Source organism: Oceanicella actignis (genome assembly GCF_900111545.1).
In the GTDB taxonomy this organism is placed as follows: domain Bacteria; phylum Pseudomonadota; class Alphaproteobacteria; order Rhodobacterales; family Rhodobacteraceae; genus Oceanicella; species Oceanicella actignis.
Window position 1 is genome coordinate 113,269 of record NZ_FOHL01000008.1, and the last position, 23,790, is coordinate 137,058.

Annotated in this window: 20 protein-coding genes and 1 tRNA gene; 16 read left to right on the plus strand and 5 right to left on the minus strand. The window is 70.7% G+C overall.

Annotated elements, in window-relative coordinates:
* The first annotated feature begins 76 nt into the window (after positions 1-76).
* The 4 genes from rplM to BMW67_RS12595 all read left to right on the plus strand — a co-directional run bounded on the left by rplM (position 77) and on the right by BMW67_RS12595 (position 3,344).
* The gene (gene rplM / locus BMW67_RS12580; protein WP_072747897.1) at positions 77-541 is read left to right on the plus strand and encodes a 50S ribosomal protein L13; all 465 of its coding nucleotides are present in this window, start codon (positions 77-79) and stop codon (positions 539-541) included.
* A gap of 2 nt (positions 542-543) precedes the next feature.
* Positions 544-1,035, plus strand: a complete 492-nt coding sequence (rpsI, locus tag BMW67_RS12585; RefSeq protein WP_072747898.1) for a 30S ribosomal protein S9 — start codon at positions 544-546, stop codon at positions 1,033-1,035.
* A 207-nt stretch (positions 1,036-1,242) separates the two neighbouring features.
* Positions 1,243-1,734: a CreA family protein gene (locus BMW67_RS12590; RefSeq protein WP_072747899.1), complete on the plus strand. Its 492-nt coding sequence runs from the start codon at positions 1,243-1,245 to the stop codon at positions 1,732-1,734.
* A gap of 41 nt (positions 1,735-1,775) precedes the next feature.
* Positions 1,776-3,344, plus strand: coding sequence for a DNA recombination protein RmuC (locus BMW67_RS12595; RefSeq protein WP_072747900.1), 1,569 nt, complete (start codon positions 1,776-1,778; stop codon positions 3,342-3,344).
* A gap of 153 nt (positions 3,345-3,497) precedes the next feature.
* Here BMW67_RS12595 and BMW67_RS12600 read toward each other — a convergent pair whose 3' ends face one another.
* Positions 3,498-4,691: a BaiN/RdsA family NAD(P)/FAD-dependent oxidoreductase gene (locus BMW67_RS12600; protein ID WP_072747901.1), complete on the minus strand. Its 1,194-nt coding sequence runs from the start codon at positions 4,689-4,691 to the stop codon at positions 3,498-3,500.
* An 86-nt stretch (positions 4,692-4,777) separates the two neighbouring features.
* Positions 4,778-4,864, minus strand: a tRNA-Leu gene (locus BMW67_RS12605).
* Positions 4,865-5,013: 149 nt separating this feature from the next.
* Here BMW67_RS12605 and lipB point away from each other — a divergent pair.
* From lipB to BMW67_RS12625, 4 genes are all read left to right on the plus strand, one after another.
* Positions 5,014-5,670, plus strand: a complete 657-nt coding sequence (lipB, locus tag BMW67_RS12610; RefSeq protein ID WP_072747902.1) for a lipoyl(octanoyl) transferase LipB — start codon at positions 5,014-5,016, stop codon at positions 5,668-5,670.
* Positions 5,671-5,777: 107 nt separating this feature from the next.
* Positions 5,778-6,197 (plus strand): c-type cytochrome, encoded by a 420-nt coding sequence (locus tag BMW67_RS12615; RefSeq protein ID WP_072747903.1) that lies wholly within the window; start codon positions 5,778-5,780, stop codon positions 6,195-6,197.
* A 167-nt stretch (positions 6,198-6,364) separates the two neighbouring features.
* The gene (gene ctaD, locus BMW67_RS12620) at positions 6,365-8,011 is read left to right on the plus strand and encodes a cytochrome c oxidase subunit I (RefSeq protein ID WP_072747904.1); all 1,647 of its coding nucleotides are present in this window, start codon (positions 6,365-6,367) and stop codon (positions 8,009-8,011) included.
* A 4-nt stretch (positions 8,012-8,015) separates the two neighbouring features.
* Entirely contained in the window at positions 8,016-8,549 is a 534-nt protein-coding gene (locus tag BMW67_RS12625) for a DUF2244 domain-containing protein (RefSeq protein ID WP_072747905.1), read from the plus strand.
* Here BMW67_RS12625 and BMW67_RS12630 read toward each other — a convergent pair.
* A complete protein-coding gene (locus BMW67_RS12630; protein ID WP_125459043.1) occupies positions 8,537-8,962 on the minus strand; it encodes a hypothetical protein in 426 nt (141 codons plus the stop codon). The two genes, BMW67_RS12625 and BMW67_RS12630, sit on opposite strands and share 13 nt — an antisense overlap.
* 233 nt (positions 8,963-9,195) lie before the next feature.
* Between BMW67_RS12630 and mgtE the strand changes: the two genes are divergently transcribed.
* From mgtE to BMW67_RS16245, 5 genes are all read left to right on the plus strand, one after another.
* Entirely contained in the window at positions 9,196-10,575 is a 1,380-nt protein-coding gene (gene mgtE / locus BMW67_RS12635; protein WP_072747907.1) for a magnesium transporter, read from the plus strand.
* A 129-nt stretch (positions 10,576-10,704) separates the two neighbouring features.
* Positions 10,705-11,577: an AAA family ATPase gene (locus BMW67_RS12640; protein ID WP_245728528.1), complete on the plus strand. Its 873-nt coding sequence runs from the start codon at positions 10,705-10,707 to the stop codon at positions 11,575-11,577.
* Positions 11,578-12,834, plus strand: a complete 1,257-nt coding sequence (locus tag BMW67_RS12645) for a vWA domain-containing protein (protein ID WP_072747909.1) — start codon at positions 11,578-11,580, stop codon at positions 12,832-12,834.
* A gap of 108 nt (positions 12,835-12,942) precedes the next feature.
* Positions 12,943-14,022 (plus strand): XdhC family protein, encoded by a 1,080-nt coding sequence (locus tag BMW67_RS12650; protein WP_072747910.1) that lies wholly within the window; start codon positions 12,943-12,945, stop codon positions 14,020-14,022.
* A 10-nt stretch (positions 14,023-14,032) separates the two neighbouring features.
* Positions 14,033-15,676: an NTP transferase domain-containing protein gene (locus tag BMW67_RS16245; protein ID WP_072747911.1), complete on the plus strand. Its 1,644-nt coding sequence runs from the start codon at positions 14,033-14,035 to the stop codon at positions 15,674-15,676.
* 439 nt (positions 15,677-16,115) lie between these two features.
* Here BMW67_RS16245 and BMW67_RS12660 read toward each other — a convergent pair whose 3' ends face one another.
* Entirely contained in the window at positions 16,116-17,186 is a 1,071-nt protein-coding gene (locus BMW67_RS12660; protein WP_072747912.1) for an alcohol dehydrogenase family protein, read from the minus strand.
* A gap of 696 nt (positions 17,187-17,882) precedes the next feature.
* On the opposite strand from BMW67_RS12660, the gene BMW67_RS12665 reads away from it, so the two are divergent.
* On the plus strand, positions 17,883-19,067 hold the full coding sequence (locus BMW67_RS12665; RefSeq protein WP_091764253.1) for a M24 family metallopeptidase: 1,185 nt from the start codon (positions 17,883-17,885) through the stop codon (positions 19,065-19,067).
* Positions 19,068-19,369: 302 nt separating this feature from the next.
* Positions 19,370-20,536: an acetylornithine deacetylase gene (gene argE / locus BMW67_RS12670; protein WP_072747914.1), complete on the plus strand. Its 1,167-nt coding sequence runs from the start codon at positions 19,370-19,372 to the stop codon at positions 20,534-20,536.
* A 398-nt stretch (positions 20,537-20,934) separates the two neighbouring features.
* Here the strand turns inward: argE and BMW67_RS12675 are convergent, their stop codons facing one another.
* Positions 20,935-22,374, minus strand: coding sequence for a DUF6880 family protein (locus tag BMW67_RS12675; RefSeq protein ID WP_072747915.1), 1,440 nt, complete (start codon positions 22,372-22,374; stop codon positions 20,935-20,937).
* Positions 22,375-22,593: 219 nt separating this feature from the next.
* Between BMW67_RS12675 and BMW67_RS12680 the strand changes: the two genes are divergently transcribed.
* The gene (locus tag BMW67_RS12680) at positions 22,594-23,748 is read left to right on the plus strand and encodes a tyrosine-type recombinase/integrase (protein WP_072747916.1); all 1,155 of its coding nucleotides are present in this window, start codon (positions 22,594-22,596) and stop codon (positions 23,746-23,748) included.
* The last annotated feature ends 42 nt before the right edge of the window (positions 23,749-23,790 follow it).

Below are 23,790 nucleotides of genomic sequence, written 5' to 3' on the forward strand. Positions count from 1 at the left end.
GCGCGGCTGGCCAAGCAGGCGGCGCCCTCGATCGTTTCGCGGGCGCTCGCGCCCAAACCCAATGGACGGAAAGACCATGAAAACCTATTCCGCCAAGCCGGCCGACATCGAGAAGAAGTGGGTCGTCATCGACGCGGAGGGCGTTGTCCTGGGGCGTCTGGCCTCGATCATCGCCATGCGTCTGCGCGGCAAGCACAAGCCCAGCTTCACGCCGCACATGGACATGGGCGACAACGTCATCGTCATCAACGCCGACAAGGTGCAGCTGACGGGCGTCAAGCGCGCCAACAAGACCTACTACTGGCACACCGGGCACCCGGGCGGCATCAAGTCGCGCACCGCGGCCCAGATCCTCGAGGGCGCGCACCCCGAGCGCGTGCTCTTCAAGGCCGTGCAGCGCATGCTGCCGGGCGGCCCGCTGTCGCGCAAGCAGCTGACCAACCTGCGCATCTACGCGGGCGCCGAGCATCCGCACGAGGCTCAGCAGCCCGAAGTTCTGGACGTGAAGTCCCTCAACAAGAAGAACACCCGGAGCGCCTGAACATGACCGACGAGATCAAATCGCTCGACGAGCTGAAGGACGCCGTCGCCGGCGCCGAGGCCCCGGCCCAGGCCGCTCCGACCCCGCGCGAGCCCGTGCGCGACGAGCTGGGCCGCTCCTACGCCACCGGCAAGCGCAAGGACGCCGTGGCCCGCGTCTGGGTCCGCCCCGGCTCGGGCAAGGTGGTGGTCAACGGCAAGCCCATGGACGTCTATTTCGCGCGCCCGGTGCTGCAGATGGTCATCCGCCAGGCCTTCCAGGTGGCCAATGTGGACGGCCAGTTCGACGTGATGGCCACCGTCAAGGGCGGCGGCCTGTCGGGCCAGGCCGGCGCGGTCAAGCACGGCATCTCGAAGGCGCTGTCGCTGTATGACCCGGCGCTGCGCCCCGCGCTCAAGGCCGCGGGCTTCCTGACCCGCGACCCGCGCGTGGTCGAGCGCAAGAAGTATGGCAAGCGCAAGGCCCGCCGCAGCTTCCAGTTCTCGAAGCGCTGACGGCCCGAACAGGCGGCCATCGGATGCAGGGGCGCGGCTTCGGCTGCGCCCCTTTTCGTCGCGCCGACGCGCTCTTGCGCGACATCCCGGGCGCGGGCGCCGGCGCGGGCGAGCCGGGGCGCGCGGCGCCCCTTGCCTCGGGACCGCGCCTCTGCTTCAACCGGGGCGGGCGCCGCTGCCGGGCGTCCGCAGCCGGGAGGCCTTGCCATGCGTCGCGCCGCTCTTGCCCTCGCCGCCCTGACCTGCGCCGCCGCGGGCGCGCGCGCCGAGCAGATCGGCGAGGTCTCGACCGCCTTCAAGCTGATCGGGCCCAATCACAAGGTGGTGGTCGAGGCCTTCGACGATCCCAAGGTCCAGGGGGTCAGCTGCTTCGTCTCGCGCGCGCGCAAGGGCGGGCTGTCCGGCGCGCTGGGCGTGGCCGAGGACACCTCGGACGCCTCGATCGCCTGCCGTCAGACGGGGCCGATCCGCTATCTTGCGCCGCTCGAGGCGGGCGAGCAGGTGTTCCGCAAGCGCACCTCGCTGGTCTTCAAGACGCTGCAGGTGGTGCGATTCTACGATCCGGCGCGCAATACGCTGGTATATCTGACATATTCCGACCGGCTGATCGACGGCTCGCCCAAGAACGCGATCTCGGCCGTGGTCGCGGCGCCATGGGGGGCCGAACCCGCGCCCCCGCCGCCCGAGTATCGGGAGTGACGCCGGGATTTTCTGAAGTTCGTCCCTCAAGGCTCTGAAATATGCAGGAAGTTCTTGTTCTCGTCACCATTCTCGCCCTTCTCGGCCTGCTGGCCGCGCTGTTCTGGGCGCGCGGGCGCGCGAACGAGCCGGGCGAGCTGCGCGCGCGGCTCGGCCAGCTCGAGGCCGCGCATGAGGTCGCGCAGGCCGAGCTGCGCCGCCTGGCGCAGGCCGAGACCGAGGCCGCCGAGCTGCGCGAAAGGCTGAGCGAGTCGCGCGCCGAGGCCGCCGCCGCCGCCGCCGCGGTCGAGCGGCTGACCGAAGAGCGCGCGCGCGCCGAAGCCGACCAGGCCCAGCGCCGCGCCGAGCTGGCCGAGCGCCTGGCCGCCGCCGAGACCCGCGTCGACGAGCTGCGCGCCGAGCTCGAGGCGGCGCGGCGCGAGCTGGCCGCCCAGCGCGCCGCCGCCGAGCAGGAGCGCCTTGCCGCGCAGGAAAAGCTGACCCTGCTGCAGCAGGCGCGCGACGCCATGACCAAGGAGTTCAAGCTGCTGGCCGAGCAGGTGGTGCGCGCCCAGGGCGAGGATCTGACGCGCGCGCATCAGGAGCGCCTCGAGGCCGTGCTGGCGCCGCTGCGGCAGAATCTGGGCGCCTTCGAGAAGCAGCTGCGCGAGGCCCATGGCGACGCCGCCAAGGAGCGCGCGGCCCTCGCCGCCGAGATCCGCTCGCTGACCGCGCGTTCGGAAAAGGTGTCGAAAGAGGCCGAGAACCTGGCCCGCGCGCTCAAGGGCGACAACCGCGCCGCCGGCGCCTGGGGCGAGATGGTGCTGTCCTCGCTGCTCGAACGCTCGGGTCTGCGCGAGGGCGAGGAATACCTGCTCCAGCCCGGCCATCGCGACGACGAGGGCCGCGCCCTGCGCCCGGACGTGGTGGTGCTGCTGCCCGGCGACCGGCGCCTGGTGATCGACAGCAAGGTTTCGCTGCTGGCCTATGAGCGCGCCATGTCGGCCGAGGACGAGGCCGAGCGCAAGAAGGCGCTGGACGCGCACGCGGCCTCGATCCGCCGGCATGTGGATCTGCTCTCGTCCAAGGAATACCACGCGCTGGACGATGGCGCGGCGAATTACGTGGTGATGTTCATGCCCGTCGAGGGGGCGCTGGCCGAGGCGTTGCGCGCGCGCCCCGACCTGACCGCCTACGCGGCGGAAAAGCACGTGATGATCGCCACGCCCACCACGCTGATGATGACGCTGCGAACGGTCGAGAACGTCTGGCAGGCCGAGCGGCGCAACCGCAACGCGGACGAGATCGCCCGCCGCGCCGGGCTGCTCTACGACAAGCTGGCCGGCTTCGTCGAGGATCTGAAGAAGGTCGGCGCGCATCTGGACAAGGCGCAGGCGGCGCATGGGCAGGCGCTGGACAAGCTGGCGCGCGGCCGCGGCAATGCGCTGGGGCAGATCGACAAGCTCAAGGAGCTGGGCGCGCGCACGCAGAAATCGCTCGGCCTCGATTACGACGAGCTTCCCGACGCGCTGCCCGGCCGTCCGGCCGCGGGCGCGCTGCCGCCGGCGTCCGAGCCCTCGGCCGAGGCGGAAGAGGGGGCCGCCCCCGGCGCGGCGCGCGCGCGCGGCTGACTGCGGGGCTGGCTGCGCGGGCGGGCGCGGCCGGCGCCTTCGCGCCCTCGCCGCCTCGGGCCGTCGCCCCGACCTGTCGCCCTCGGCCAGTCGCGCTTGGCCAGTCGCCCTCGGGCGATCGCGCGTGGCCAGGCGCCCCCCGGCCGATCGCCCTCACACGGCCTGGCCCGCGGCCCAGCCGCTGGACCAGGCCCACTGAAAGTTGTAGCCGCCCAGCCAGCCGGTGACGTCGGCCGCCTCGCCGATCACATGCAGGCCGGGGACGGCGCGCGCCTCCATGGTGCGCGAGTCGAGATCGCGGGTGTCGACGCCGCCCAGCATCACCTCGGCCGTGCGCCAGCCTTCCGAGCCGACCGGCTTGACGCGCCAGGCGTGGACCGCCTCGGCCAGCGCGCGCAGGCTGCGGTCGGGCAGGGCGGCGAGCGGCGCCTCGGCCAGGCCGGCGCCTTCGGCGACGAAGCGCGCAAGGCGGCGGGGCATGTGCTCGGCCAGGACCGCCGCGGCGCTGCGCCGCCCGCCCTGCGCGCGGGCCTGGCGCAGCGCGTCGAACAGCTCGGCGCCGGGGGCGAGGTCGATGCGCAGCGCGTCGCCCTCGCGCCAGTAGGACGAGATCTGCAGGATCGCCGGGCCGCTGAGGCCGCGATGGGTGAAGAGCAGCGCCTCGCGAAAGGCGGTCTTGCCGCAGGCGGCCTCGGCCTCGACCGAGACCCCGGACAGGGGCGCCGTCCGGGCCAGCGCGGCGGCATCGAAGGTCAGCGGAACCAGCCCCGGCCGCGTGGGCGTGACGCGCAGCCCGAAGCGCCGCGCCAGGCGCAGGGCGAAATCGGTGGCGCCCATCTTGGGGATCGACTTGCCGCCGCAGGCCAGCACCAGGCGCCGCGCGCGCAGCTCCTGCCCGTCGACCTGCAGGACGAAGCCGCCCTCGACCGCCCGCGCGTCGCCGACCTGCGCGCCAAGGCGCAGCTCGGCGCCGGCCTCGCGCATGTCGTCGGTCAGCATCGCGACGATGTCGCGCGCGCTGCGGTCGCAGAACAGCTGGCCCAGCTTCTTCTCGTGCCAGGGGATGCCGCGCCGGTTGACGCGCGCGACGAAGTCGCGGGCGGTGAAGCGGCGCAGCGCCGAGACGCAAAAGCGCGGGTTCTCGGACAGATAGGCGTGCGGCGCGGCGTTGAGATTCGTGAAGTTGCAGCGCCCGCCGCCCGAGATGCGGATCTTCTCGCCCGGGGCGCGGGCGTGATCCAGCGCCAGCGTGCGCCGGCCGCGCCGCGCCGCCTCGATCGCGCACATCATTCCCGCCGCGCCTGCGCCCAGAATGACGACGTCCCAGCTTTGCGTCGGCCGGTTCATCGGCGGGCGCCCTCGCATTGGTTCGAGTGAAAAGCAAAAACGCCCCGAAGCGGGGCGTTTTCACGGGTTTCCCGCCTTGCGGGAGATGGTGCGGTCGAGAAGACTCGAACTTCCACGGGTTTTACCCCACAGCGACCTCAACGCTGCGCGTCTACCAATTCCGCCACGACCGCATCGTGCCGTGGGGCGCGATATATCAAGGCGACTCGGCTTTGTGAAGAGGCGCGCCGCGCCTTGCGGGCATTTTCCGCGCGGTCTTGAATCGCGCCCGCGCGGGGGCTAGCACGCATGGAGGCTGCGGGGGCCGCGCGAAGGGGACGAGATGGTCGAGTGGCGCATATCTGACGAGCCGGTTCCCTATCAGGAGGCGCTGGAATTCATGGAGGCGCGCGCCGCGGCGATTCGGGATCGGGGCGCGCCCGAATGCGTGTGGCTGCTCGAGCATCCGCCGCTCTACACCGCCGGGACCAGCGCCCGCCCCGAGGATCTGATCGCCCCGGACCGTTTTCCGGTGCACCAGGTGCGCCGCGGGGGCCAATACACCTATCACGGGCCGGGCCAGCGGGTGGCCTATGCGATGCTGGACCTCGACCGGCGCGGGCGCGACGTGCGCCGATTCGTCTGGTCGCTGGAGGAGTGGCTGATTCGCACCCTCGCCGCCTTCAACGTGGTCGGAGAGCGGCGCGAGGGCCGCGTCGGCGTGTGGGTGCGCCGGCCCGACAAGGCGCCCGGCCCCGACGGCGCCCCGGCCGAGGACAAGATCGCCGCCATCGGCGTGCGCCTGCGCCGCTGGGTCTCGTATCACGGGGCGGCGCTGAACGTGGACCCGGACCTGTCGCATTTCGAGGGCATCGTGCCCTGCGGCATCCGCGGCCACGGGGTGACCAGCCTTTGGGACCTGGGCGTGTGCGTCGGCATGGCCGAGGTGGACATGGCCCTGCGCGACGCCTTCGCGCAGGTGTTCGGCGCCGAGGCGTGACGAAACGTCCCTGCCATTTTTCGCGCGCCGCGTTATCATTCTTTGGCGCAACGAATATCGAAACCAGCCCCGGCGCCCGCGCGGCGCCGGCCGACAAGGAGAGACAGATGAGCTTTCGCGTTCTGACCGCCCTGGCGGGCCTCGCGCTTTCGGCCTCGCTCGGCACGGCCGCTCTGGCCGGCGACCCCGCCGCGGGCGAGAAGCTGTACAAGAAGTGCAAGGCCTGCCACGCCATCTCCAATGGGGACGAGGTGATCCAGAAGGGCGGCAAGACCGGCCCCAACCTTTACGGCGTGATCGGGCGCAAGGCGGGCTCGGTCGAGGGCTTCCGCTATGGCGACGATCTGAAGGCCGCGGGCGAGAAGGGCCTGGTCTGGGACGAGGCGCTGCTGGCCCAGTATGTGGCGGACCCCAAGGGCTTCCTTCAGGAGTATCTGGGCGACAAGTCGGCCAAGTCGAAGATGTCGTTCAAGCTCAGCAAGGGCGGCGAGGACATCGCGGCCTATCTGGCCTCGGTCGCCAAGTGACGCCGGCCGGCCCCGCCCCGAGGCGGGCGGGGCCTTTGGCCGCATGAAGGGTTTCGGATGCGAACGGTTGTTGTCCGAAACCCTGCGGGCGGTTAAACCCAGACCACGAAGCCCCGCCGCCGCCCGGCGTCGGGGCGTGCACGTTCAGATGCGGCAGGAGTGCAGACATGGCCGACGCAGCGGTTCATGCGCATGACGAACACCCCAGGCCGGGGTTCTTCACGCGCTGGTTCCTATCGACGAACCACAAGGACATCGGAATTCTTTACCTGATCACCTCGGCGGTGCTGGGGCTGATCTCGGTGGCGTTCACCATGTACATGCGGCTCGAGCTCATGGAGCCGGGCGTGCAGTACATGCTGATGGAAGACGGGGTGACCCCGAACGGCCACCTGTGGAACGTGATGATCACCGCGCACGGCATCCTGATGATGTTCTTCGTGGTGATCCCGGCGCTTTTCGGCGGCTTCGGCAACTACTTCATGCCGCTGATGATCGGCGCGCCGGACATGGCGTTCCCGCGCATGAACAACCTCAGCTACTGGATGTACGTCGCCGGCTCGACCCTGGCGGTGCTGTCGGTGGTCAGCCCCGGCGGCAACGACCAGCTGGGCTCGGGCGTGGGCTGGGTGCTGTATGCGCCGCTGTCCACGCTTGAGGGCGGCTACTCGATGGATCTGGCGATCTTCGCGGTGCACGTCTCGGGCGCCTCGTCGATCCTGGGGGCGATCAACATGATCACCACCTTCCTGAACATGCGCGCCCCGGGCATGACGCTGCACAAGACGCCGCTCTTCGCCTGGTCGATCTTCGTCACCGCCTGGCTGATCCTGCTGTCGCTGCCCGTTCTGGCCGGCGCCATCACCATGCTGCTGACGGACCGCAATTTCGGCACCACCTTCTTCGACCCGGCGGGCGGCGGCGATCCGATCCTGTATCAGCACCTGTTGTGGTTCTTCGGCCACCCCGAGGTCTACATGATCATCGTGCCGGGCTTCGGCGTCATCAGCCACGTGATCTCGACCTTCTCGAAGAAGCCGATCTTCGGCTACCTGGCGATGGTCTACGCGATGGTGGCGATCGGCGTGCTGGGCTTCGTCGTGTGGGCGCACCACATGTACACCGTCGGCATGAGCCACACCCAGCAGGCCTACTTCATGCTGGCGACCATGGTCATCGCCGTGCCCACGGGCATCAAGATCTTCTCGTGGATCGCGACCATGTGGGGCGGCTCGATCAGCTTCAAGACGCCCATGCTCTTCGCCATGGGCTTCCTGTTCCTGTTCACCGTCGGCGGCGTGACGGGCGTGGTGCTCAGCCAGGCGGGCGTGGACCGCTACTATCACGACACCTACTACGTGGTGGCCCACTTCCACTACGTGATGAGCCTGGGCGCGGTGTTCTGCATCTTCGCCGGCATCTACTACTGGATCGGCAAGATGTCGGGCCGCCAGTATCCGGAATGGGCCGGCAAGCTGCACTTCTGGCTGATGTTCATCGGCGCGAACCTGACCTTCTTCCCGCAGCACTTCCTGGGCCGGGACGGCATGCCGCGCCGCTACATCGACTACCCCGAGGCCTACGCCCTGTGGAACGAGGTGTCTTCCTACGGCGCCTTCCTGTCGGGCCTGTCCTTCGTGTTCTTCTTCGGCGTCGTCATCTACACCGTGTTCTACGGCAAGCGGGTGACCGAGAAGGCCTATTGGGGCGAGCATGCCGACACGCTCGAGTGGACGCTGCCCAACCCGCCGCCCGAGCACACCTTCGAGACGCTGCCCACCCCCGACATGTGGGACAAGCAGCACGCGCACTGACGCCATGGCGCGACAGAGCCCAATTCATGCGGCGGCCGGGGATTCCCCGGCCGTTCGCCGTCAGGACCCCCCGCTTTACGAGGCGCGGCTGTGGCCCAACCGCTCGCTCTCGTCCCGCGGCTTCCGCTGGGTGATGGGGGGCGCGGCGGCGATGATGGCGCTGCCCTTCATCCCGCTGGCGGGCACGCCCGTGGCGGCGGGGCTGGCGCCCTTCGCGCTGGGCGCGCTGGCGCTGCTGTGGCTGATGATCCGGCGCAACTACCGCGACGGGCGGCTGACCGAGACGTTGCGCCTGTGGCCCGAGCTGATCGAGGTCGAGCGCCGCGAGCCCGACGGGCGCGTGCTGCGCTGGAGCGCCAATCCCTACTGGGTCAAGCTGCGCCTGCACCCCGAGGGGCGCCCCGAGAATTACCTGACGCTGGAAGGGGGCGGCCGCGTGATCGAGCTTGGCGGCTTTCTCAGCCCCGAAGAGCGGGTTGCGCTGGCGGCCCAGATCGAGGATGCGCTGGCGCGCGCGCGGCGCGCTCAGCCGCGGTAGAACTTGCCGATGCCGGGGCCGGCGCCGGCCAGTTCGTCGGCGCGCCGGATCAGCTCGGCGCGCCGGTCGCGCAGCGCCAGCGCGGCGCGCGCCAGGGCCACGAAGCCGGCTCCGAAATCGCCGCGCGCGTCGAAGGCGCGCAGGTCGTTCTCCAGCTCCCACAGATCCTCGTTCACCTCGCGCAGCTCGGCGATCAGCGCCTCGATCTCGGGCGTGTCGGGCAGGGCGGCGTGGCGCGCCTCGGTCAGCGCGGCCAGCCGGCGCCCGGCCACGGCGCGCTGGGCGGCGCCGGGCAGGCGCGCGGCGCGCAGCTCGTGAATCGTCATCCTGTCGAGCAGCTCGCCGGGCGACAGCTCCGCCAGGACCGCGCCCGGCGCGGCCCGCCGGTCGCTTGCCATCCGCTCACCGTTCATGTTCCGCATCTCCCCTTGCGCTTCGGGCGCGATCGGCGCGCCCCAGCGAACCGCCCTTTCGACCGATAACATGACCGGCGCGCCCTTGCAGTCGTGTAAATCCGCCCCTGGGGCGGCGCGCGCGCTTTTCAAGAGGGGCCGGGCTGCGTTATCCGTGGTCGGCGCGAAGCGGCCCGGCGCCGCGGCGCCGTCCGATTCTCCACCGCCCCGCACAACGACGAAAGGACCGGACCATGGCAGCCGACGACGCGCAGGACCACGAGGGCGCCTCGGCCTTCGAGCTTGACGCCGATCTTGTCCAGGCGGTGCGCGAGGCGCTGGAGCAGGGCGCGCGCGAGCGCGTTCTGGAACTGGTCGAGCCGCTGCACGAGGCCGACCTTGCCGACCTGCTCGAGCAGCTGGACGCGGACGAGCGCGCGATGCTGGTGCGCGTGCTGGGCCGCGATCTGGACCCCTACGCCCTGACCGAGCTGGAAGAGGGCGTGCGCGACGAGGTGCTCGAGGCCATGGCGCCCGAGGATCTGGCCGCCGCGGTCAAGGAGCTGGACGCCGACGACGTCGTCTACCTGGTCGAGGATCTGGACGAGGACGAGAAGGCGCGCGTCCTGCAGGCGCTGGACCCGGTCGAGCGCGTGGCGGTCGAGAAGTCGCTGACCTATCCCGAGGACACGGCCGGCCGCCTTGCGCGGCACGAGATCGTCACCGCGCCGCCCTTCTGGACGGTCGGGCAGATGATCGACGCCATGCGCGAGGCCGAGGAGCTGCCCGACGATTTCCACGACGTGGTTCTGATCGATCCCAAGGTCGAGCCGGTGGGCCTGGTGCCGCTGTCGCGCATCATGGCCGCCCCGCGCGCGACCCGCCTCGAGGACATCAAGCGCGAGGAGATGCACGTCCTCAGGGCCGACACCTCGGTCGAGGACGTGGCCTACGCCTTCCAGAAATACCGCATGCTGACCGCGCCGGTGGTCGATGCGGACGGCCGCCTTGTGGGCGTGATCGAGTTCGAGGACGCGGCCGAGCTGATCGACGATGAGGCCGAGGAGGACCTCAAGCTGCTAGCCGGCGTCGGCGACGAGGAGCTGTCCGACAGCGTGTTCGAAACCGCCAAGGCGCGCTTTCCGTGGCTGTTCGTCAACCTACTCACGGCCATTCTCGCCTCGATCGTGATCGCGCAGTTCGACCGGGTGATCGAGCAGATCGTGGCGCTGGCGGTGCTCATGCCCATCGTCGCCTCGATGGGCGGCAACGCGGGCACGCAGACGCTGACGGTGGCGGTGCGCGCGCTGGCCACGCGCGACCTGACGCCGGCTAACGCATGGCGAATCATTCGCCGCGAGGCGCTGGTGGGCCTGGCCAACGGCCTTGCCTTCGCGGTCATCGTCTCGGGGGTGGGGCTGATCTGGTATGGCGATCCGACGCTGGGGCTGGTGCTGGCGGCGGCGATGGTCATCAACCTGGTGGCGGCGGCGCTGGCGGGCATCCTGATCCCGATCGGGCTCGACAAGCTGGGCGCCGACCCGGCCCTGGCCTCGGGCACCTTCGTCACCACGGTGACGGACGTGGTGGGCTTCTTCGCCTTCCTGGGGCTTGCGGGCGCGCTCATGCTCTGACGTCGACCGGCGCCTTGGCAGGGGTTGATTTTGCGCCGGCAAGCCCTTCCATTGTGTGCACGCATGAACAAGGAGCCCGCCGTGACCAAGGCCGCCGCACTTCCCGCCTCGATCGACGAAACCCAGCGCATGCTGGCCGAGGTCGGCTACGTCGCCGACCGGGCGCTGAGCACCGTGGTGTTCCTGGCGCTGAAGCTGGGGCGGCCGCTCCTGCTCGAGGGCGAGGCGGGCGTGGGCAAGACCGAGATCGCCAAGGCCCTGTCGGCGGCGCTCGAGCGCCGGCTCATCCGCCTGCAGTGCTACGAGGGGCTGGATGCGGCCTCGGCGGTCTACGAGTGGAACTTTCCCGCGCAGATGGTCGCCATCCGCACCGCCGAGGCGGTGGGGACCGAGGATCGCGAGGCGCTGACCGAAGAGCTGTTCTCGTCCCGGTTCCTGATCGAGCGGCCGCTGCTTCAGGCCATGCGCCCGCAGCCGGGCGGCGCGCCGGTGCTGCTGATCGACGAGCTCGACCGCACGGACGAGCCCTTCGAGGCCTTCCTGCTCGAGGCGCTGTCGGATTTCCAGGTCACGATCCCCGAGCTGGGCACGATCAAGGCCGAGACGCCGCCCATCGTCATCCTGACCTCGAACCGCACGCGCGAGATCCACGACGCGCTCAAGCGACGCTGCCTTTATCACTGGGTGGACTATCCCGATTTCGAGCGCGAGCTGCAGATCCTGCGCGCCCGCGCGCCCGAGGCGCAGGAAGAGCTGTCGCGCCAGGTGGTGGCCTTCATCCAGACGCTGCGCACCGAGGATCTGTTCAAGAAGCCCGGCGTGGCCGAGACCATCGACTGGGCCAAGGCGCTGGTGGCGCTGGACGTGGTGGCGCTGAGCCCGCAGGTCATCTCGGACACGCTGGGCACGATCCTCAAGTATCAGGACGACATCGCCAGGATCCAGGGATCCGAGGCGCAGCGCCTGCTGGACGAGGCCAAGCGCAAGCTGGAGCCGGCGTAAGTGGCGACCTACGCGGATCTGCCGCTGCCCGAGGACGGCAAGCTGGCGCACAACATCCTGCATTTCGCGCGGGCGCTGCGCGCGGCGGGCGTGCCGGTGGGGCCGGGCCGCGTGGTGGACGCGGTGCGCGCCGTCGAGGCGGCGGGCTTCTCGAGCCGCGCCGATTTCTTCTGGACGCTGCACGCCTGCTTCGTCAGCCGCCCCGAGCACCGACAGGTCTTCGCGCAGACCTTCCGCCTGTTCTGGCGCGACCCGCAGTTTCTCGAGCACATGATGTCGCTGCTCATGCCCATGGTCCGCGGGGCGGCCGAGCCGCACAAGCCCAGGGACGCCGAGCGCCGCGCCGCCGAGGCGCTGCTGGCCGGCGCCGAGGCGCCGCCGCCGCCGGCCGTCGATGAGAAGGACGAGGCCGAGATCCAGATCGACGCGCGCCTGACCTTCTCGGCCGACGAGAAGCTGCGGCAGATGGATTTCGAGCAGATGACCGCCGCCGAGCAGGCGCGCGCGCGCGCGGCCATCGCGCGGCTCGAACTGCCGGTCAAGCCGCTGGCCTCGCGGCGCACGCGGCCCTCGGCGCGCGGGCGCGGGCCCGACTGGCGCGCGACCATGCGCGACGCGATGCGCCATGGCGGCGACGTGCGCGCGCTGAAGATGCGCGCGCGCCGCACGCGCTGGCCCAATCTGGTGGCGCTGTGCGACATCTCGGGCTCGATGTCCTCCTACAGCCGCATGTTGCTGCACTTTCTCCACGCGGCCTCGAACGCGCGCGGCGCCGGCTGGGCCAAGGTGCACAGCTTCACCTTCGGCACGCGGCTGACCAACATCACCCGCCACCTGCGCCAGCGCGACGTGGACGCGGCGCTGAACGCCGCCGGCGCCGAGGCCCGGGATTGGGAGGGCGGCACGCGCATCGGCGAGTGTCTGCACGCCTTCAACCGCGACTGGTCGCGCCGCGTTCTGGGGCAGGGGGCGGTGGTGCTGCTGATCACCGACGGGCTGGACCGCGACGATCCCGACCGCCTGGCGCGCGAGGCCGAGCGGCTGCGCCTGTCGTGCCGCAAGCTGATCTGGCTCAACCCGCTGCTGCGCTGGGAGGGCTTTGCGCCCAAGGCCGGCGGCGTGCGTGCGCTGCTGCCGCATGTGGACAGCTTCCGCGCCTGCCACAATCTCGACAGCCTGACCGACCTTGCCGACGCGCTGACGCGCGCCGACGACCAGGGCGACAAGCGGCGGCTGATGAAGCTGCTGCAGGACTGATCGCGGCCCGCGCGCCATCGGCCTTTGTGAGGGGTGGAAACGGCTCGGCGCCGGGGCCATAGTGAAGGTGGGCGCAAGGATGCGCGCCGCAACGCGAGGATCGGGCCAATGTCCGCCAGCCATGACGACATCATCGAAGCGGCGCTGGGCTGGATCGACGCCGGCAAGGGCGCCGCGCTGGCCACCGTGATCGAGACCTGGGGCAGCGCGCCGCGCCCGGTGGGCAGCCAGCTGGCCGTCTCTTCCGAGGCCGAGCTGATGGGCTCGGTCTCGGGCGGCTGCGTCGAGGGGGCGGTCGCGGCCGAGGCGCTCGAGGCCATGCAGGACGGCCGCTGCCGGGTGCTGGAGTTCGGCGTCTCGGACGAGGACGCCTTCGCCGTCGGCCTGGCCTGCGGCGGAACGATCCGCGTTCTGGTCGAGCCGATCGGCGTGGGGCAGGGGCCCGACGCGGCGCTGCTGCGCGATCTGGCCGCGGCGCGGGCGGCGCGCCGGCCGATCGCCTATGTGGTGGCCCCTTCGGACTGGAGCCGCCTTCTGCTCGACGCGGCCTGCGGCACGCCGCTGGGCGAGGCGGTGCGCGAGGGGATGCGCGCCGACCGCTCGGGCTTCGCCGTCGTCGAGGGCGAGGAGTGGTTCATCAACATCCACAACCCGCCGCTGCGCATGATCGTGGTCGGCGCGGTGCACATCGCCCAGGCCCTGGCGCCGATGGCGCGGCTGGCCGGCTATGACGTGACCCTGATCGACCCGCGCGACGCCTTCGCCGCCGAGGCCCGCTTTCCGGGCGAGCGGATCGTGCGCGCCTGGCCCGACGAGGCGATCGACGCGCTGGGGCTCGATGCGCGCACGGCGGTGGTGACGCTGACGCACGATCCCAAGCTGGACGATCCCGCGATCCGCCGCGCGCTGCGCTCGGATGTGTTCTATCTGGGCTGCCTCGGCTCGCGCAAAACCCATGCCAAGCGCGTCGAGCGCCTGCGCGCGGCGGGCTTCTCGGATGACGAGATCGCACGCATCGACGCGCCCGTGGGCCTTGACGTGGGCGCGCGCACCCCGGCCGAGATCGCCGTCGCGGCGCTGGCCCAGGCGACCGAGCGCCTGCGCCGCCCGCACACCCGGCCCGGCGCGGCGCATGCGTCCGGCCCCGAGGGCGCCGCGCGCGCGCCCGCCCCGGCCGAGACGGCATAGGAGGGCGGGCGTGCAATTCGGCCCGATACCGCTTGACCAGGCGCGGGGCTGCATCCTGGCCCATTCGATGAATGTGGGCGGCCGGCGCCTGCGCAAGGGGGCGCCGCTGAGCGACGACGACCTGGCCGCCTTGCGCGCGGCGGGCCACGAACGGGTCGTGGCCGCGCGGCTTGGCCCCGAGGACATGCCCGAGGACGCCGCCGCCGCGCGCGTGGCCGCGGCGCTTGCGCCCAATCCGACCGCGGCGGGGCTGAGCGTCTCGGCGCCCTTCACCGGGCGGGCGAACCTTTACGCGCTCACGGGCGGCGTGCTGCGGGTGGATGCGGCGCGCATCCACGCGCTCAACGCCGTGCATGAATCGGTCACCGTCGCGACCTTGCCCGACATGACGCGGGTCGAGCCGCGGCAGATGGTGGCGACGGTCAAGATCATTCCCTACGCCGCCCCGCGCGCGGCGGTCGAGGCGGCCTGCGCCGCGCTTGGTGGGGGCGGGGCGCTGCGGCTGCATCCGCCGCGCATCGGCTCGGCCTCGCTGATCCTGACGCGCACGCCGGGCATGAAGGAAAGCCTGATCGGCAAGGGCGCAGAGGCGGTGCGCCGGCGCCTTGCGGCGCTTGGGGTGAGCGAGCTGGAGGTGACGAGCGTTCCGCACGAGGTCGCGCCCCTGGCCGAGGCGCTGCGCGCCGCGCGCGGCGAGCTGGCGCTGATCCTGGGCGGCTCGGCCACCTCGGACCGGCGCGACGTGGGCCCCGCCGCCGTCGAGGCCGTGGGCGGCGAGATCGAGCGTTTCGGCATGCCGGTTGATCCGGGCAACCTGCTGTTCCTGGCGCGCCTGGCCGACGGCCGGCCGGCGCTGGGCCTGCCGGGCTGCGTGCGCGCGCCCGCGCTCAACGGGGCCGACTGGGTGCTCGAGCGGCTGGTCTGCGCCGTGCCCATCGGCGCCGAGGACATCGCGCGCATGGGGGTCGGGGGGCTCTTGAAGGAGATCCCCTCGCGCCCGCAGCCGCGCGCGGGCGGCGCGCGCGCGGCGGCGCGGCCGGTGGTCTCGGCGGTGGTGCTGGCGGCCGGGGCGGGGCGGCGCATGGGCGGGCGCGACAAGCTGCTCGAGCGCGTCGGCGCCGAGCCCCTCTTGCGGCGCATCGTGCGCGCGATGCTCGATTCGGACGCGGACGAGACGATCGTGGTCCTGCGCCCCGAGGACGAGGCGCGACGCAAGGCGCTGGAGGGATTGGACGTGCGCATCGTCGAGAACCCGGTGGCGGCCGAGGGCATGGCCTCGTCGATCCGGGCCGGGCTGCGCGCGCTGCGCCCCGACGCCGACGCGGTTGCGCTGGCGCTTGCGGACATGCCCGAGATCGGGCCGGCGCACATGAACGCGCTCATCGCCGCCTTCGATCCCGACGAGGGGCGGGCGATCGTGCGCGCGGCCGACGAGGACGGCCGCCCCGGCCATCCGGTGCTGTTCGGCCGCCGCTTCTTCGAAAGCCTGTCGCGGCTGACGGGGGACGAGGGCGCGCGCGAGGTCCTGCGCGAGAACGCCGATTTCGTCCTGGCCGTGCGCACGCCGGGCCATGGCGCGCGCATCGACCTGGACACGCCCGAGGCATGGGCCGCCTGGCGCGCCGACGCCGCGCCGCCGCTGGCCGGAGGGTGACGCGCGCAGCCCGCGGCGGATGGCGGGGCGCGCCTGCCGCCGCCGCATCGGCCGCAATGCGCCTCGAAGGCGAAGATCGCGCCTTCGTCGTCTCGGCTGCGGCGCGCGGCCAGGGCAGGGAGGCGCGATGGGCCATCGCTCATGAGGAGGGCGGAGGCCATAGCGGTTCGGCGCCGGCGCCCTGTCCAAGCCCGCCCGCGGCCAAGGCGGCGCGTCCTTGCCAGCGCCTTGCGCATCGGCGCCAAGGCGGTGGCCGTGCCACGCGGCGGCGATCGGCGCCGGGTCGCATGCGCGATCGGGCCGGGCGCGTCAGGGGGCCATGGCGCGTTGGCTGGTCGATGGCCGAGGGAACCGGCGTTGCGCTCGGCCTTCCAGCAATTCGCCCGTCCGCAACGCCCGTGCGGGCCCTTCGGGGCGTTTTCGCAAGCCGCCGCCGTCCCTAGGGAATCGAGAGGGCGATCTTTCCGATATGGCCTTTCTTCAGAAACGCCTCCTGCGCGCTTCGGATCTTGGACAATGGATGGACGTCGCCCACAACCGGGCGAATTTCGCCGCGTTCGACATAGGCGACCAGATCGGTGAAGACCCGCGGGTCCTGCCGGGTGCTGCCGATCAGGGTCTGATCCTTCAGATACAGCGTCCGCAGGTCCAGCTCGACGATCGGCCCGGCGATGGCCCCGGAGGTCACATAGCGCCCCCGCACCCTCAGCGCCTCGAGCAGTTCGGGCCAGCGCGGCCCGCCCACCAGGTCGAGCACCACATCGAATGAGTCCGTAGGAAGCGCGTCCTCGCGCCCCAGTATGGCGTCGGCGCCAAGTTCGCGCAGGGCCTCGGCCTTCGACGGGGAGGTGACCGCGGTCACATGGGCGCCGCGCCGTTTGGCCAGCTGGATCGCCGCCGATCCCACCCCGCCGGAAGCGCCGGTGATCAGAACCCTTTCGGGCCCGAGATCGGCGCGCTGGATTGTGCCCTCGGCGGTCGAGAACGCGCAGGGAAAGGAGGCCAGCTCGACGTCCGTCAGCGGGCTGTCGATCGCCACGGCATGCTCGGTCTCGATGACCGTGAACTGCGCGAAGGCGCCGTCGCGCTCCGAGCCGAAGGTATGAAGCGCATGGGGATCCTCGCTGCCGGCTGGGCGGTGGATGGGGCGGACCAGCACCCGTTGGCCCACGCGGCCGGCGTCGACGCCTTCGCCCACCGCGACGATCTCGCCGCAACAATCCGCGCCCTGGATGCGGGGAAACGAAAGAGCGCCCGACCAGGCGCCATCGGCGTCCGACGCGCCGCCGCAGCCCGTCGTTGCGGCGGAATTCGTGTCGCCGCGCACGGCCTTGGAATACCAGCCCGTCCTCGTGTTCACGTCGGTGTTGTTCACGGCCGAGGCGCGCACGCGGATCAGCACCTCGCCGGGTCCCGGCCGCGGCACGGGGACGTCCTCGCGATAGACCAGCTTCTCGAGGCCGCCATGGCCGGTCAGAAGGACGGTTTTCATCGTGGCGGGCAGGGTCATGTCGGTCCTTTGGCGAGTTGTGGCGAACGATCGGCATGGTTGCGGCGGAACGTTGTGCCGGCTCGCGCAGGATCAAAAGCGAAAAGGGATCGCCGCCGCGCCCATGCGGCGCATCCGCTTCGGCATGAACGCCGCGGCCGCCGATGGCGGCATTTTCCACGAGGCGACGGCGGAGCCGACGATGCCTTGCGCGCCTGCGCCTCCGGCCGGCGACGGCGGCCTCACGGGGCAGAGATCCGATGTCGGGATCGCGCGCGGTCGGCGTCGGTCAGGGCGCGGACGGCCCGCATGAAACGGGCGCCGAAGGCCGCATGGCGCGTGCGCCGGGCGAAGATCTCCTTGGCGGCAAGGCGGCCCTGATCCGACATGGCCGGCGCGAGGCCGCCAGGCGGCGCCTGCGCTTGCTTGGCTCGGTCCGCGCATCGGCGGCGGCAAGGAAGCGCCCGATCCGGGCGGTCGCGGAGAAGGGCAGGGGGGCCGCAACGCCCACCCAAGCGCAATCTCCTCATGGGCCTCGATGGCGGTCGCGAGCAGGCGAAGGCTTGCGGCGGCGCGGTCCGCATGCCGTCGAAGGCGAAGTCCTCGACATGCAGGACAGAGGCGGCGGCGCCGATCGCGCCGGGCGAGGCGCGCATGTCTGTTGACCGCGCCCATCGTTCGATCCTACCGTCAAAAGGCCCTTCCGCGGAGTTGGCCATGCTCCAACGCGCCCTTCCTTTCGGCCTTGAGGAATACGCCGACCGTCTGGCGCGGACCCGCGCGTCGATGGCGGCGCGCGGCATCGATCTGCTGATCGTCGTCGATCCGGCCAACATGGCCTGGCTGACGGGCTATGACGGCTGGTCCTTCTACGTGCACCAGGGCGTGATCGTTCCCATGGACGGCGACCCGATCTGGTGGGGCCGCGGGATCGACGAAAACGGCGCGCGCCTGACCACCTGGCTTGCCGACGACAACATCCGCGCCTACGCCGACGACTTCGTGCAGTCGCGCGAACGCCACCCGATGGAGGATCTTTCGCGCCTGATCGCGGCCGAGGGCTGGGACAAGGGGCGCATCGGCGTCGAGATGGACTGCTTCCAGTTCCCGGCCGCCGCCTTCGCGGCCCTCAGGCGCGGCTTGCCCGACGCGCGCTTCGTGGACGCCGGCGGGTTGGTGAACTGGCTGCGCAGCGTCAAGTCGGCGCAGGAGATCGCCTTCATGCGCAAGGCGGCGCGGATCGTCGAGTCCATGTATGACGTCATCTTCGCGCGCGCCCGCCCGGGGCTGAGAAAGAACGAGCTGGTGGGCGATCTGGTGCGCGCGGGCATCGTCGGAACGGACGCCTTCGGCGGCGATTATCCGGCGATCGCGCCGATCGTGCCGTCGGGCGAAGAGGCCTCGACCTCGCATCTGACCTGGAACGACAAGCCGTTGCGAAAGGGCGAAGCGACCTATTTCGAGATCGCCGGCTGTCATCGGCGCTACCACGCGCCGCTGTGCCGGACGATCCATCTGGGCAAGCCGCCCGCGCATGTCCTGAACGCCGAAGCCGCGCTGCTGGATGGGCTCGCCGCCGGGATCGAGGCCGCGCGGGCGGGCAATCGCGCCTGCGACGTGGCCGCGGCGCTCTTCGCCGTCTTCGAGCGGGCGGGGATCGCGAAGGATTCGCGCTGCGGCTATTCGGTGGGGCTGGGCTATCCGCCGGACTGGGGCGAACGCACGATTTCCTTCCGCCGTTCGGACGAAACCGAGTTGAAGCCCGGCATGACCTTTCATTTCATGCCCGGCATCTGGGCCGATGGCTGGGGCGTCGCGATCACCGAAACCATCCTGATCCGCGAAACCGGCGCGGCCGAGCCCCTTGCCGACGTGCCGCGCGCGATCTGCGTGATCGAGTAGAGAAGGGGGCGCGATCCGATGCAGCGCGTGCGGGGACGGCTTGCGGCGCCAGGGGCGCGGAGCCCGGATGCAGGCGCATCGCGGCGCGCGACGGACCGGGGCCTCGGCCGCCGAAGCGCCGCCCGCAGGAGGGGCACGCGGCACGCCGCGCCCGCAAGCGGCGCCTGGGCGCGTGGGGCGGGGGCGCTCGGCCGCGGTCATGGCGTCGCATGGCCAAGCGCAAGCCATCGTTCCCGCCGGGGGCAGGGCGCCGAACATGACCGCCCCCACGCGCCACGACACGCATGAGCAAGGATCGCGACATGTCGCTCCCGGTCTCCGACGCCATCGCCATCCTGGCCGATCTTGTTCGGTTTCGAAGCCTTTCGGGGCGCTCGAATCTCGACATCATCGGCTACATGACGGACATCCTGCGCCGTCATGGCGTCGCCTTCTCGCTGGATTTCGACGACCAGCGCCGGCGCGCCAATCTGTTCGCGACGATCGGACCCAGAGTCGACGGCGGCGTCGCGCTGTCGGGGCATACCGACGTCGTGCCGGTCGAGGGCCAGGCCTGGACCCGCCCGCCCTTCGAACTGACGCGCGAGGGCGAACGCCTCTATGGTCGCGGGGCGACGGACATGAAGGGTTTTCTCGCCTGCGCGCTGGCGATGGTTCCGCGCTTTGCCCGCGCCGATCTTGCGCGCCCCGTGCACCTGGCCTTCACCTATGACGAAGAGCCGGGCTCGATCGGCGCGCCGGGGCTGGCCCGTCACATCATCGCGCATGGGCCGCGTCCGGCCGCGGTGATCGTCGGCGAGCCGACCGAGGGAAAGCTGGTCGTGGGCCACAAGGGCGGATTCGAGATGCGCACGCGCTTTCGCGGCGTTCCGGCCCATTCCTCGGATCCGGCGCGCGGCGTCAGCGCCATCCACTGGGCGGCGCGCTTCGTCGTCTATCTCGAGAAGCTGGGGCGGCGGATGGCGGCGGATGCGGATCCGGCCAGCGCCTTTCGCCCGCCCTGCAACACGGTGAACGTCGGCGTCATGCGAGGCGGCGCCGGACGCTCGATCATCGCCGAGGACTGCGCGCTGGATTGGGAGCTGCGCGTGACGCCGCCCGATGACGGCCGCGCGGCCATGGCCCGGATCATGCGATGGCTCGCGCGGGCCGAGGCCGAGATGCAGGCCGCATGCCCGCGGGCCGCGATCATGACGGAAACGATTTCCCGCTACCCCGGCCTCGCCTTCGATCCGACATCGCCCGCCCTGGCGATCGTGCGGGCGGCGAGCGGCGTTGACGCATGCGAAACCGTCCCCTTCGGCGCCGATGCCGGCTGCTTCGCCCGCGAGGGTCTGCCGGCGGTCCTGTTCGGCCCGGGCAGCATCCGGCAGGCCCATGTTCCGGACGAGCATATCGAGATCGCCGAGATCGCGTCGTGCCTTCGTTTTCTCGAACGGCTCGGCGAAAGGCTCGCCGCAAGCGCGTGAAACGGCGGCCTGCGCGCCCCCCGCTTCTTCGCTGTCGATGATTGTATCATGAGTTGCTCCTCCTTTCCCCCGGGCGCACGGAAAGAAGGTTAAGTGAACACACGAGCGCGGAGCACAACAGGCCTCCCGTTCGGGAGGCTCTTAAGTGGCTGTATTCTTGGAAGTATTTGGTTGCGGGGGCAGGATTTCAATCTGCGACCTTCAGGTTATGAGTCGTGTCGAACGAACCATGAACAATCACTCGGAACCGCGAGTTCTTGCGCAGTTTCCGACACTTGGCGATCCCGGAGCCGAGGCCCCGCTGCGCACGATCTGTCGGGATTGCGCAGTGTTTTTCGGCCGCGTGCTTCCATAATGCTTCCAACGGGCCGAGAGCTGATTTTCCGGTAGCACGACCATCAGGCGGCGGTGAGCGACCAGAAGCCGAACTTTCTGCCGTGCTCCTCCTTCAGCCGGGCGACATACGCGTCGTGCGTCTCGAATGTTCCGAAGTCCGAGATGTCGCCCGCGAGCCGGGCGCAGGAGACCAAGTGCTCGGCGGCATAGCGATACCGCTTCGCACGGGATCTGGTGAGCGTGAAGTCGATCATCGCGCGGAGCACCAGCGTCGCAGCAAGCGGATGACGTTCTGACAGGGCCTCCGCCGCGGGGGCAAGATACTCGTAGTGATCCCCGTCGATCTCATCGTGCCGGGCCACGAGGAGGTCTGCGGCGCGATCCAGCGCCGGCCAGTCGAGGAAGAACTGCAGGGCGTGAAGAAGGCTTGGATAAGCCGTGGCGTGCGCCATCGCCCGATTCTCGGCCTCGATGTCGTCGAAGTCGGGAAGCCGCTTGAGATAGGCCCGCAGGTAGCTGTCGGAGAGCGTGCGTTCGAAGCAGTCCCACCGGAACGCCTGCGCCTCCTCACCGCGACCCAGCGCCTCCAGCGTCTGCAGGCGGATATCCTGCCAGGCCAGCGGAACCCGCAAGCCGTCGCCGAGTTCCGCGCGCTCGAGGAACCCCAGCGCCTCGCCGGCCCTGCCGGCCGCGAGCAGACGCTGTGCGATCTCCGCCGCGATCTGCGGCACCTTGCGGGTCTTCGGATCGTACTGGGCGATGAAGCCGTCGACGTCGCCCTGTGCATCGGCGATGTCCTTGAGCGCCATGGCGACCGTGCTCGTGCGCTCGCGCGCCCGAATCTCGTGCTCGTAGGTGGTGCCGCCCGGGCCCCAGCCCACCGCCTTCCATTGGTCCTTCGACGGCACCGGCACGGGCGAGCGACCGAGGTCCTCCGCCATCGCTTTCAGGGCCGCGAGCCCCTCGTCGCCAAGCGCCGGGGCCATGATGCCGATCAGGCCGTCATACTGGCCATAGCCGTTGTCCTGGAGCGCATCGAGAACAGTGCCGGCGAGCGCGTGCGGATCAGGCCGGACCGTTGCCGCGAGCTGCCCCAGATCGGCACAGGCCTGGTGGAAGATGCCGATGACGGTGCCGCTAGAGTCGTCGCAGCGCTCGAACACCGGCGTGGCGAGCGCGATGAACCGCCACATTAGCGCCAGCGCCTCATCCGGATCGGCGGGCGCGATCTGCTCGACGATGGCGCGCCGCTGGGTTTCGAGATCCGTGACCAGCGCCTTGCGGTTCTTCCAGGTGATGAAGCTGCGGGCGCGGGCGATGCTGGTCAGCCGCTTGGTGATCTCCCGCGCCGCCTCCCTCGGGCTCTGGGCCCCGGCCAGCGCGAGCCGCAGCTTGCGCTTGGCGGCCGCGTTGCCGGTGCTGACCTCGATCAGCAATTGCGCCAGGCGCTCTGCGCCCAGCGCTTCGAGGTTCTTCGCATTGAGGGTGGTCTTGGAAGCCATCGGATCGCCCGTTTCTTTTCCCCGAGCCTAACAGCAGCCCGCGGGCACCGGAACCTGCGTTCTGATTCGCGCGGCTCGTCGATTTCCCGCATCAGCGCACCGAAACGCCTTGCGCGGAACCGCGCGCCACTTCCTTTTTATTCGCGATTTCAATGTGTTCGTTGACTGTCGCCCGCGCTTCAGCACTGTGGAACGGCGAAAGAACCACCGAAGAGTGCCATGCCCAAGATCACCAAACGCCTCGTCGACGCTGCTGAAGTCCGCCCCGCAGAATACTTCATCTGGGACAGCGAGATCCCTGGCTTCGGGCTGCGCGTGCTGCCGAGCGGACGCAAGGGCTACGTGGTCCAGTATCGCGCCGGACGCCGATCCCGGCGGATCAGCCTCGGGCCCAGCACGGTCCTAACCTGCGAGCAGGCCCGCAACCGCGCCATCTCCATTGTCGCCGCCGCGCGCAATGGCGCGGACCCCGCCGCCGAGCGGGACGCGGGGCGCAAGGCGATCACGGTGAAGGAGCTGGCGGAGCGGTTCGACAGGGAACACATCGCGATCCGCGTGAAGGCCAGCACGGCCAAGGAGTACCGCCGGAACCTCGAACGCTTCATCCTGCCCGCGCTCGGCCAGCTCACGGTCACCGGCATTACCCGGGCGGACGTGGCGAAGTTCCACCACGACCTCCGCCACATCCCCTATCAGGCGAACCGCTGCCTCGAAGTCGTCTCGAAGATGTTCGGCCTCGCCGAGATGTGGGGGCTGCGTCCGGACGGCACCAACCCGCGAAAGCACATCCGTAAGTACCCCGAGGAGAAGCGCGAGCGCTTCCTCAGCGCGGCGGAACTGCGCCGCATCGGCGAGGTGCTGCGCGAGATGGAGGCGGAGGGGATCGAACTGCCATCGGCCATCCTCGCCGCCCGCCTGTTGATCCTTACCGGCTGCCGGCTCAACGAGATCATGACGTTGAAGTGGGAATACTTCGATCTGGCCGAGCGCGTCCTGCGCCTGCCGGATTCGAAGTCGGGCGCCAAGGTCGTCCATCTTGGTCAGCCTGCTGTCGAGCTGCTCCGCGACGCTCCGCGCATCGAAGGCAACCCTTGGGTCATCCCCGGCACCCTGCCCGGCAAGCGCCTGAGCGATCTCCAGCCCTTCTGGCAGCGCGCCCGCGCCCGCGCCGGATTGAAGGATGTCCGTATCCACGACCTTCGCCACACATTCGCATCGACGGCCGTCGCCTCGGGTCAAGGCCTGCCGATGATTGGCAAGCTGCTCGGCCATACGCAGGTCCAGACCACGGCGCGCTACGCCCATCTGGCGGCCGAGCCGGTGCGGATGGCTGCCGATGCGGTGGCGCAGAACCTCAGGCAATCCTTGGGATAATCGCGCCCCGACGCGCCCCTTTTCGATTGATTGCGCAATCCC